This window comes from Rhizobium leguminosarum (genome assembly GCF_001679785.1).
Lineage (GTDB): Bacteria > Pseudomonadota > Alphaproteobacteria > Rhizobiales > Rhizobiaceae > Rhizobium > Rhizobium leguminosarum_R.
The window spans coordinates 88024-98750 of the sequence record NZ_CP016293.1; the positions used below are offsets into that span (position 1 = coordinate 88024).

Consider the following 10727-nt stretch of genomic DNA (forward strand, 5'->3'; position numbering starts at 1 on the left):
AGAGACGGTTTCGAATGAGGCTTATAAAACGCAAATGACAGTCGCTCCGAATGCCCTCATTCAAGGGATGCCGATAAACAGCATCGACCGGCTGCCGGTCACAGTGCTCTCGGGTTTTCTCGGCGCCGGAAAGACGACGCTTCTCAGCCACGTGTTGACCAATCGCGAGGGCCTGCGGGTCGCCGTCATCGTCAACGATATGAGCGAAGTGAACATAGACGCCAGTCTTATTCGAGACGGCGGCTGTAACCTGTCGCATACGACGGAGACGTTGATCGAGCTCAGCAATGGCTGCATATGCTGCACCCTGCGCAACGATCTCCTGACGGAAGTGCGGCGACTGGCCGAAGAGGGGCGATACGACTATCTGTTGATAGAGGGGACCGGCATTGCGGAGCCATGTCCTATCGCGGCAACCTTTTCATTCCGTGACGAGAACGGTGTTTCGCTCTCCGATTTTGCGAAACTCGACACGATGGTGACCGTCGTCGACGCCGCAAGCCTCTTGGCCGATTACAGCAGCGCTGATCTGCTTCGCGATCGCGGACTGCAGCGGGACGGTGACGACCGGCGCACACTCATCGACTTGTTGGTCGACCAGATCGAGTTTGCCGATATTGTCGTGATCAACAAGATCTCGGATGCGACCGAAGAGGTCCGCGCGGAAGTCCGCAAGACGGTGGCTGCACTCAACCCGGATGCCCGCCAGGTGGAGACGGACTTCGGCAAGGTTTCTCTTGCAACCGTCCTCGACACGGGCCTCTTCGATGAAGCAAAAGCCGCCGCTCACCCGTTGTGGCACAAGGAACTGTACAATCCGGGCGACCATGTTCCGGAGACGGAGGAATACGGGGTATCGAGCTTTGTCTATCGCGCGAGACGTCCCTTCGACCCCAAGCGGTTTCGAGCATTCCTGGACGAGCCCTGGCCGGGGGTAATCCGCGCCAAAGGCCATTTCTGGCTTGCCACGCGCCCGCGTCACGTGGGTTTGATGTCGGCTGCCGGGGTACAACGGCGCTGTGAACCTATGGGGCTCTGGTGGGCAGCCGTTCCCCGACAAGACTGGCCCAGCCATCAACAGTTTCGTCAGCATCTCGAGAGTCGATGGGACAGCGCTTGGGGCGACCGTCGGCAGGAGCTCGTGTTCATCGGTGTGGACATGGACGAGACAGGTGTCCGCACCGCGTTGGACGACTGCCTGGCCAGCTCGGACCCGCGGGACTGGTCGGCTCTCGAAGATCCGTTTCCGGCCTGGTAGCACGGGACGCGGGAGTACCGGTGCGTGTTTCACTAATTTCGGGACAGCGATTCCGCTAATTCCGGGACAGTCTCGGACGTGGATTTAAGGTCGATTTTCGCAAGCGCCGTTCTGGCAGATTGCCTCCTCATCATCGGTTGAGAGGGGCCATGCCAAGACGGAAGCAAGCGAGACGAACGACAGTGAAAGACATTCGATCGATACTGCGACTGACGCACGAGCAGGGCCTTTCGGTTCGCGCCGTTTCGGAACGCCTGAAGATCAGCAAAACCTCTGTGGCGACGTATCTGTTGCGAGCGAGGGAGACCGGACTTTCGGTCTGGCCGTTGCCTGCGGGCCTGGACGATGATGCCGCGCTGGAGCGACATCTTTTCCGGCGCGTTGGCCGGCCGCCACAGGACTTGGTCGAGCCGGATTGGCGGTCCGTTTCCGCCGAGCTGAAGCGCAAGGGTGTAACGCTGACGCTGCTCTGGCAGGAATACAGGGCGAGCCATCCCGACGGCTACGGCTACACATGGTTTTGCGACCGTTTTGCCGTCTTCGAACGCCGCGCTCACGCGACGTTCCGCAACCGTCATGAGGCGGGCGCGGTGATGCAGACGGATTATGCCGGCCACACCATCCCCATCATCGACCCTTCGACCGGCGTCATCCATTCGGCACAAATCTTTGTGGCGATGCTTCCCGCCTCGTCGTTGACATTCGCCTGTGCCAGCTTCAGCCAGAAACTGCCGGACTGGATCGAGGGCCAGGAACGCGCGCTGAGCTTCTTCGGCGGCGTCACGAAGGCGATCGTGTGCGACAACCTGAAGGCAGGCGTCGCCAAGGCGCTGTGGTTCGAGCCGACGCTCAACGCCACCTTCGCTGCTATGGCCGAACATTACGATACGACCATCCTGCCGACCAGAAGCCGCAAGCCGCGTGACAAAGCCAAGGTCGAAGGTGCAGTGCTGATCGTCGAGCGCTGGATATTGGCTCGCCTCAGAAACCGACGCTTCTTCAGTCTGGCTGATCTGAATGCCGCGATCTCGGTTCTGCTTGACGACTTGAACAACCGCCCGATGCGCCACATCGGAAAGTCGCGCCGAGACCTGTTCGAGGAGGTAGAGAGAAAGGCGCTTGCGCCGCTGCCAGCAACGCCGTTCGACTATGCGGAATGGAAATCGGCGAAGGTCCATCCCGATTACCATGTCGAGGTCGACAAGACCTTCTACTCTGTGCCGCACCGCTTGATCGGCCGACAGGTTGATGTGCGTCTGACCCACCGGGTGGTCGAGGTATTTCTCGATCACAAGCGGATTGCCAGCCATATCAGGCGTTCTCAGCGATCCGGGCATGTGACGGTCAACGAGCATATGCCCAAATCCCACCAGCGTTATGCCAACACGACGCCGGCATCGCTTTTGAACCAGGCGGCAAGGATCGGGGTGAACACCGCCATTCTGGTCGAGCGGATGATGCGCGATCGTCCTCATCCCGAACAAGGATATCGCTCGGCCTTCGGCATTCTGTCCCTTGCCCGCCGTTACGAGACGGATCGCCTGGAAGCGGCGTGCGAGCGGGCGCTGGTCATCAACTCCATCACCTATTCCTCTGTCGCCGCCATTCTCAAATCCGGTCTCGATCGAACCAAACCCCAGACAGACCCGGCAAAACCCACCCCGCCGCACACCAACATCCGCGGCGGCTCCTATTACCAGTGAAGGAAAGGAAAGACCCATGCTGACACATCCAACCCTCGATCAGATGCAGGCCCTTGGCCTTGCCGGAATGGCAACGGCCTATCGCGAACTTGCCGCTCAGAACAACAGCAGCGATCTCAGCCGCGACGAGTGGCTCGGCCTGATGCTCGATCGGGAAACGGCTCTGCGATCCGACAAGCGCCTGACCAACCGGCTTGCAGCTTCAAAGCTCCGCTTTCCCGACGCCTGCATCGAGAACATCGACTTTGCCGCTCATCGTGGTCTCGACCGCCGCAACACTCTGTCGCTTGCGCAAGGGGCGTGGTTGAAGGCACATGAGAATATGATCATCACCGGCCAGACCGGCACGGGAAAAACCTGGCTCGCCTGCGCCTTCGGCCGTCAGGCTGCCCGGCTCGATCATTCCATCCTCTACCTGCGTATGCCGCGTCTGTTCGAAGATCTGGGCCTTGCCAGGCTTGACGGCCGCTTTCCACGCCTGGTCGACAAACTCGCCCGCGTCCAGTTGCTGATCCTCGACGACTGGGGAACGCACACGCTCACAGATCAACAACGCCTCGACCTGCTGGAAATCTTCGAGGAACGCTATCGCCGGAAATCAACGCTCATCACCGCGCAGCTTCCTGTCGCCCAGTGGCATGACATGATCGGAGAACCGACCATCGCAGACGCAATCCTCGATCGGATCATCCACAATGCGCACCGCATTGCCCTTGAAGGCGACAGCATGCGACGGCAAAAAACACCATCCCACTTGACCGGCGCTGAAAACGGCGAAATCAATCGCTCATGACTTCAACCAGGCAGGCGAAAATCGACCACACCATGCTGTCCCGGAATTAGTGAAACCACTGTCCGCGATTTAGTGAAACGACTGTCCCGTTCTTCCGAAATACGCAAGTACCGGCTCGACCGGCCGGACCGGCGAGACAATACCGAACTAGTACCACGCCACAGAGATTATGACTCTTTGACGGGGTAAGCTTTACGGAGCTTTTTGCGGGCATTTTCGGTTGTGAACATCCATTGGATCTTTGCGCCGTGGGCGTTGCGTTGCTGCTCCCAGGCTGCGACTTCGGCGATTATGGTGTCTTTGTTGTCGATACGACGGTCGAGGCATTGGCTACGCAGGACACCGATCTCGATCTCGACCATGTTGAGCCAACTGGCGTGCTTGGGCGTGTGGTGGAACTCCAGTCGCTTCAGCACCCTTCGAGCTTGCGGGGCGGGAAATGCGTCGTAAAGCGCCCCGGCGGAATGAGTGGAGAGGTTGTCCATCACCACGCGGATGATCGGCGCGTCGGGATAATCGACGTCGACCAGTTCGCGCATGCACTCGGCGAAGTCTTGGTTGGTTCGCCGATCGGTGACCTTCACCCTGCGCCAGGGCCGGTGGGCGTCCATGAAGACAAACAGATTGACCGTGCCGTTTCGGCGATACTCGCAATCGTAGCGTTCAAGCTGGCCAGGCTTGGCCGCAATGGGCTCGCGCACTTCGCCGATGAGTTGGGTCGGGCTCTCGTCGAAGCAGACCACGGGCCTTTGTGGATCAGGCGTTTCTGCGTAGAGGTCGAGAACATCCTCCATGCGCGCGACGTATTCCCCATCGATCTTTGGGATGCACCACATGTCTTTGCGCCAAGGCTTGAGATGGTTCTCAGCCAGCCGGCGACGCACGGTCTCCGAGGACAACTGGTCATGATCGGTGAGCCGGACCATCTCATCTGCCAGAAGCTCCAGGGTCCAGCGGGCTCGCCCGGGCGGCGGCTTTGAGCAGGCGGTCGCTACCAACAGCGCCTCCTCCTTGCTCGATAGCTTGCGCTCAACACCCGGGCGCGGTTCTTCGCTGAGCGCCCCTTCCAGATTGGCTTCCACAAACCGGCGTTTGGTCCGGTAAATCGTCGATCCGCTGACGTTCAAGGTTGCCGCGATCACCTCGTCGCTGAAGCCTTCGTTCGCTGCGACCAGGATCTGGGCGCGCTTGATCTTGCGCGACCTGTGGCACCCCCCGCTCAACAAAGCGGCCAGTTGGTCACGTTCCGATTGGCTAAGCTCTATGTGAAACTTTATATTCATCGACACCTCCTTCAGCGTGGAGACGCAGATGAATCCCAAAATGAGTCCCTCACTTGACCCGCAAGCCGCAACGGCAAGACGGGGCCTTACGCAGATCCAAGGCCAGTACCTGGCCTTCATCTACGCCTACAGCCGCATCTTCAAACAGCCTCCGGCCGAAGCCGACATGCGTCGCCACTTCGGCGTTACGGCTCCGTCTGTTCACCAGATGGTGCTGACCCTCGAGAAGGCGGGTTTTATATCTCGCGTGCCAGGCGCCGCACGCAGCATCCAACTTCTCATCCCACCAGAAGCCCTGCCAATTCTACGATAAGACAAACCGTCATAATCTCTGTGGCGTGGTACTAGCCCGCATCTCTCAGTGCGCCCCGACGGCGCGTAACACCAGTGGAGGAAGGTTCCACCCAGATAATTGTCGATAGGTCTGGTAGCTGACGAGCGGCTTGGCAGGGTAACCGGCCGGGCCGAAGCCTCGTGACAAAGGCCGCCTTGGGCGGTTGAGCAATCCAGTGGGCCGTAACGAGTGTGAAGCCTGAGCAGGCCTCGAAAGTGAAGATGCGGATGCCGACCCTCCTGAGATTAGGGGAAGGCAGCACGAGCGGGGAAGAAATCGACGAGCGCACCCGCTCGATTCGCCGGGGTAGTGGGCACGGCACGCTGGAAAGGTGGTGCGGGTAATCGGGGGAGACCCGTCCCGGGCGAGGGTAGCGGCCTCAACGGCGTGCTTGGCACGCCGGTCTGGAGCGGGAGTCGGACAGGGTCATACTACTGCTGAGGCCGGGTAATGCCGGTGGAGGGAAGGCCCCTGACTTCTGGTGTGCTTTTGACGATGATGAGGTGGAGGTGATTGGCGATGAGCCTGCAAACGCCTGATAAGATCCGGACTCTTCAGAGGAAGCTGTATCGTAAAGCGAAGGCGGAGCCTGCCTTCCGCTTTTACGCTCTCTACGACAAGATCTGTCGCGACGACATTCTGTACCATGCCTATCGGCTAGCCCGCTCCAATGCTGGTTCGCCGGGCGTCGACGGCGTGACGTTCGCGCGGATCGAGGCGGCGGGAGCGCAGGAGTGGCTGGCGGGACTGCGCGAGGAACTCGTTTCGAAAACGTATCGGCCCCAACTGGTACGACGGGTCATGCTACCAAAGCCTGGAGGTGGAGAAAGGCCGCTCGGTATTCCGACTATTCGGGATCGTGTCGTCCAGACTGCCGCCAAGCTGGTGCTTGAACCGATCTTCGAGGCGGATTTCGAGGATAGCGCCTATGGCTATCGCCCCAATCGGGGTGGTGGTCAGGCGGTCAAGGAGGTGCACCGGCTAATATGCCGGGGTTACACCGATGTGGTCGACGCTGATTTGTCGGGATATTTCGACTCGATTCCGCACGCGGACCTTCTACGATCCGTGGCCCGCAGGGTCGTCGACAGGCATGTGCTGCATCTTATCAAGATGTGGCTGAAAGCGCCTGTTGAAGAACGGGATGGCGACGGCAAGCGGCGCATGAGTGGTGGTCGCAACGCAACGAGCGGAACGCCTCAGGGCGGTGTCGCGAGTCCGATGCTGGCCAACATCTACATGAACCGTTTCCTGAAGCATTGGCGGCAGACCGCACGGGGAGAAGCGTTCCAAGCCCACGTCGTTTCCTACGCCGACGACTTCGTCATCCTCAGCCGTGGTTATGCGGAAGAGGCTCTGTCGTGGACGCGGCTGGTTATGGCGAAGCTCGGGCTCACCCTCAATGAGGCGAAAACCTCGGTGAGGAATGCACGACAGGAGCATTTCGACTTCCTTGGCTATAGCTTTGGCCCCGAGCATTTTCGCAAGGATGGTCATTGGTATCTGGGCGCAAGCCCATCTCGGAAAAGTGTCCAGCGGCTCAAGAAAAAGGTGAGCGATTTGCTCGTGCCCGGTGAGATGGGGACATGGCCCGACGTGCGGAACCGGCTCAACCGCCTTTTGCGCGGCTGGTCGACCTACTTCGGTTATGGCTCCCGCCTTCCGGCATATCGGGCGGTCGACAACCATGTTTACGAGCGTGTGCGAAACTTCCTCACGCGGCGGCACAAGGTGGCAGGGCGCGGGTCGCACCGTTTCTCCGATGACTATGTCTTTGGAGAGGGCGGTGTGCTGCGCCTTCGACGCGTCCACATCGGGCCACCTCCGAGAGCTATGCGGTGAAGCCAGTCGGAAAGCCGGATGCCGGAAATCGGCACGTCCGGTTTGACGAGCGGGGACAGGAAACGGGACTCATGTCACCGCGCCTGTCCTCGACTCTACCAGCGCCTGTGGCGTTGGTTGACGTTGGGCTGTTGGCGGCGGTCGGGGCTGGGCTCCCCGCCGAAGACGCGGGCGGTCGTCGCCGCGATGTTGGGCGTTTTGTCTGGTCCGGCGATGTATCCTCTGTCGTTGGCGGGAAGGGCTCGGGTCCGGCGGCATCATCGGGCCGCGGCGCATATTCGGGCGTGAGCCAGGGCAAATTCCTCGGCATATGGGCAGGCCGAAGCCATCGCCACCTTGATGCGGCGGACGGAGATGCGGACCTGGGCGCCGATCTTCAAGAGCTTCAATCGGATCGTGCCGCAGGTGGCATCGGCAAGGCGGCTACCGGTGAGGCCGAGGCGGCGTAGCGCACAGATCAGCACATAGGCCAAGGATGCAAACCAGAGCCGCAACTGATTGGCGCGCATGGTGTGGGCGCTGGTGCGGTCGGCATAGAGATCGAGCTGGCATTCCTTGATGCGGTTCTCCATATCGCCACGGGCGCAGTAAAGCTCCTCGTAAAGCGGTTGTGCCGCCCAGTATTCCGGTTCCAGCGAGGTGACGATGAAGCGCGGATTGGCCCCCGCCATCGTCCATTCGGCCTTGGCCACCACCCGCCGCCGGCATGACCAGCTGCCCTTCGTCGACCACAGGAAGTCGCGGAAGACGCGGGCAGCCTGGCCGGCCGCTTGCCTTGGCCGCAAGGCTCGCTTCCTCCAGGGCCTCGGCGATCTTCTCTTCCAACCGCTTGTTGCGGGCAAGGCCAAAGACATAGTCGACGCCGTTTGCCTCGCACCAGTCCATCAGTTCGTCGCGGGCAAAGCCGGAATCGGCCCGCAGGATGATGCGGACGTTGGGCCAGCGCGCGCGGATCTGCTTGACGATCCGCCCGACCTCCTCGACCGCGCCGGCGCTGGCGTCGATATTGGAGCGTCGCAGCTTGGCCGAAAGCAGATGCCGGCCGCAAAAGATGTAGAGCGGCAAATAGCAATAGCCGTCATAATAGCCGTGGAAGAACCGCCCTTCCTGATGGCCGTGCAGCGGATCGTCGGTGGCGTCGAGATCGAGCACGATCTCCTCCGGCGGCCTGTCGTGTGCGTCCACGAACAGCTCCACGAATAGCGCTTCCAGCGCCCCTGCGTCATAGGCGATCTTATGATAGCGCGTCGGCGCGCCGGGGCGGCCGTGCTCCAGCCGGTTCAACGTGGATTTGCCGGCAAGCACCGCACAGTCTTGTCGCTTCGGCGTCAGCCGCTCCGACAGCAGCGCAAGTACCGGGTCGTGGCGCAGCGTGTCGTGATCGTCGACATCCTCATAGCCCAGCGCGATCGCTGCAATGCGCTGCCCGACCAGCGTGCGCATGCTGTGGACCGTGCACTTGCGATCGCGGCCATCAATGAAGCAGCCGGCCACCCGGTCGAATAGCCCGATGGCCCCATCGACGTGGCGAAGCAGCAGCGCACCGGCATCCGAGGTGATCGCGCCGCCGTCAAAACCAGCGATAACTTTGTGGCCGTCGAAGCCTTTAAATCCGAACTGCGCGGAGATACAGTGTGTTTGCATCGGGCCTCCGTAACGAATCTGGTAAGCCTTTGTCGTAAAAGCAGTTTCTCAGATTCGCAGGCCCGATGCACCCCTTACTTTGAGAGATTCGGGCGCCCGCTTTTCTCACCGCCTGGCAGTTTTGGCTCTATAGTTGAAGCTAGTCGGCTGCGGTTTTAGGGCGTGGCATTGAAGGCGAGCGCAGGGGCGCCGCGGCGTGCGGCGATTGGAGTTTGTGCGATGTATCCTGTGTTGTTGGCGGTCGGGGTTTCGATCCTGCGGCATCATCGGGCCGCGGCGCATATTCGGGCGTGTGCCCGGATGAATTCGTCGGCATAGGGGCAAGCCGACGTCATCGCCACTTTGATGCGGCGCACCGAGACGCGAACCTGCGCGCCGATTTTCAAAAGCTTCAGCCTGATGGTGCCGCAGGTGGCCTCGGCGAGCCGGGTATGGACAAGGCCGAGGCGGCGCAGGGCGCAGATCAGGACATAGGCAAACGAGGCGAACCAGAGCCGCAGTTGATTGGCGCGCATGGTATGGGCACTGGTGCGGTCGGCGTAGAGGTCGAGCTGGCATTCCTTAATCCGGTTTTCCATATCGCCGCGAGCGCAGTAGAGATCCTCGTAAAGCGCCTGTGGCGCCCAGCACGCCGGTTTGAGGGAGGTCACGATGAAGCGCGGATTGGCGCCCAGCAGGGTCCATTCGGCCTTTCCGACGACCCGCCTGCGGCGTGTCCAACTGTCTTTCGTCGACCACATGAAGTCGACAAAGACGCGGGCTGCCAGGCCGCTTGCCTTGGATGACAGGCGCGCTTCCTCCAAGGCCGAGGCGATCTGCCCTTCCAGCCGCGAGTTGCGCGCCAGGCCAAAGACATAATCGATCTGATTGCTCTCGCACCAGTCCATCAGTTCGTCGCGAGCAAAGCCGGAATCGGCACGCAGGACGATGCGCACGTTCGGCCAGCTTTGGCGGATCTGCCCGATGATGCGATCGAGTTCGGCTACCGATCCTGCGCTGGCGTCAATGTTCGAACGCCGCAGCTTGGCCGAAAGCAGGTGGCGGCCACAGAAGATGTAGAGTGGCAAATAGCAATGGCAGCCATAATAGCCATGGAAGAATGTCCCCTCCTGGTGGCCGTGCAGCGGATCGTCGGTGGCATCGAGATCGAGCACGATTTCCTCAGGCGGCCTGTCGTGGGCCTCCAGGAACAGGTCGACAAACAGGGCTTCCAGCGCTTGCCTGTCGTAACCGATCTTGTGATAGCGCGTCGGCGCCCCGAGGCGCCCATGCTCCAGTCGGTTCAGCGTCGACTTGCCGGCAAGGACCGCACAGTCTTGCCGCTTCGGCGTCAGGCTCTGCGACAAAAGCCCAAGAACGGGATCGTGGCGCAGCGTGTCATGGTCATCGACGTCCTCGTATCCCAAGGCGATCGCGGCGATGCGCTGGCCAACCAGCGTGCGCACGCTGTGGACCGTGCAAGCCGGATCGCGACCATCGACAAAGCACGCCGCCACCCGGTCGAACAGGCCGATGGCTCTGTCGACATGGCGAAGGAGCAAGGCGCCGGCATCTGAGGTGATCGCTCCGCCGTCGAAATCTGCCACAACTTTGTGGCCGTCGAAGCCTTCAAATTCAAGCTGCGCGCGGATACACTGTGTCTGCATCGGACCCCGTCTTTCAATCTGATAACTCTTTGTTGCAAAAGCAGTTTCTCAGATTCTTGGGGCCGATGCACCCCTTACTTTGAGATATTCAGGCTAGAATTCCTCTTCACCCAGAGTCGGCCGCTGAGCAGTAGCCGGAGGCAGCTTTGCGGCCTTGTCGGTCGGGTATGCGGTGAGGGTCATCATATCGGAGTACGGAGTATCACCCACATACCCCAGATTGC

7 protein-coding genes and 1 pseudogene are annotated in these 10727 nt (G+C 60.8%); 5 read left to right on the forward strand and 3 right to left on the reverse strand.

Annotated elements, in window-relative coordinates; translation table 11 throughout:
- The first annotated feature begins 34 nt into the window (after positions 1–34).
- The 3 genes from BA011_RS40025 (at position 35) to istB (ending at position 3754) form a co-directional block, all read left to right on the forward strand.
- Entirely contained in the window at positions 35–1258 is a 1224-nt protein-coding gene (locus tag BA011_RS40025) for a GTP-binding protein (protein WP_186806659.1), read from the forward strand.
- 149 nt (positions 1259–1407) lie between these two features.
- On the forward strand, positions 1408–2961 hold the full coding sequence (gene istA, locus BA011_RS40030) for an IS21 family transposase (protein WP_065279982.1): 1554 nt from the start codon (positions 1408–1410) through the stop codon (positions 2959–2961).
- 16 nt (positions 2962–2977) lie between these two features.
- Positions 2978–3754, forward strand: a complete 777-nt coding sequence (istB, locus tag BA011_RS40035) for an IS21-like element helper ATPase IstB (RefSeq protein WP_065279981.1) — start codon at positions 2978–2980, stop codon at positions 3752–3754.
- Between the two features lie 167 nt (positions 3755–3921).
- Here the strand turns inward: istB and BA011_RS40040 are convergent, their stop codons facing one another.
- Positions 3922–5037 carry an IS630 family transposase gene (locus BA011_RS40040; protein WP_065282351.1) on the reverse strand — a complete coding sequence of 372 codons (1116 nt, stop codon included), beginning with the start codon at positions 5035–5037 and terminating at the stop codon, positions 3922–3924.
- A gap of 28 nt (positions 5038–5065) precedes the next feature.
- Here BA011_RS40040 and BA011_RS40045 point away from each other — a divergent pair, with 28 nt between their 5' ends.
- Together BA011_RS40045 and ltrA are read left to right on the forward strand one after the other, a co-directional pair.
- Positions 5066–5350, forward strand: coding sequence for a LexA family protein (locus BA011_RS40045; protein ID WP_420493416.1), 285 nt, complete (start codon positions 5066–5068; stop codon positions 5348–5350).
- A 540-nt stretch (positions 5351–5890) separates the two neighbouring features.
- Positions 5891–7213 (forward strand): group II intron reverse transcriptase/maturase, encoded by a 1323-nt coding sequence (gene ltrA, locus BA011_RS40050; protein WP_186806473.1) that lies wholly within the window; start codon positions 5891–5893, stop codon positions 7211–7213.
- A 257-nt stretch (positions 7214–7470) separates the two neighbouring features.
- Here ltrA and BA011_RS40055 read toward each other — a convergent pair.
- Both BA011_RS40055 and BA011_RS40060 read right to left on the reverse strand, forming a co-directional pair.
- Positions 7471–8857, reverse strand: a pseudogene (locus tag BA011_RS40055) (IS1380 family transposase).
- A gap of 263 nt (positions 8858–9120) precedes the next feature.
- Complete coding sequence (locus BA011_RS40060) at positions 9121–10503, reverse strand: IS1380 family transposase (RefSeq protein ID WP_065281854.1); 1383 nt, start codon at positions 10501–10503, stop codon at positions 9121–9123.
- Positions 10504–10727: the final 224 nt, after the last annotated feature.

What these genes read in the sequence shown, in the direction of transcription:
- istB (WP_065279981.1), top strand. Translation starts at nt 2,978, where the DNA reads ATGCTGACACATCCAACCCTCGATCAGATGCAGGCCCTTGGCCTTGCC.
- BA011_RS40060 (WP_065281854.1), bottom strand. Translation starts at nt 10,503, where the DNA reads ATGCAGACACAGTGTATCCGCGCGCAGCTTGAATTTGAAGGCTTCGAC.
- BA011_RS40040 (WP_065282351.1), bottom strand. Translation starts at nt 5,037, where the DNA reads ATGAATATAAAGTTTCACATAGAGCTTAGCCAATCGGAACGTGACCAA.
- ltrA (WP_186806473.1), top strand. Translation starts at nt 5,891, where the DNA reads ATGAGCCTGCAAACGCCTGATAAGATCCGGACTCTTCAGAGGAAGCTG.
- istA (WP_065279982.1), top strand. Translation starts at nt 1,408, where the DNA reads ATGCCAAGACGGAAGCAAGCGAGACGAACGACAGTGAAAGACATTCGA.
- BA011_RS40045 (WP_420493416.1), top strand. Translation starts at nt 5,066, where the DNA reads ATGAATCCCAAAATGAGTCCCTCACTTGACCCGCAAGCCGCAACGGCA.
- BA011_RS40025 (WP_186806659.1), top strand. Translation starts at nt 35, where the DNA reads ATGACAGTCGCTCCGAATGCCCTCATTCAAGGGATGCCGATAAACAGC.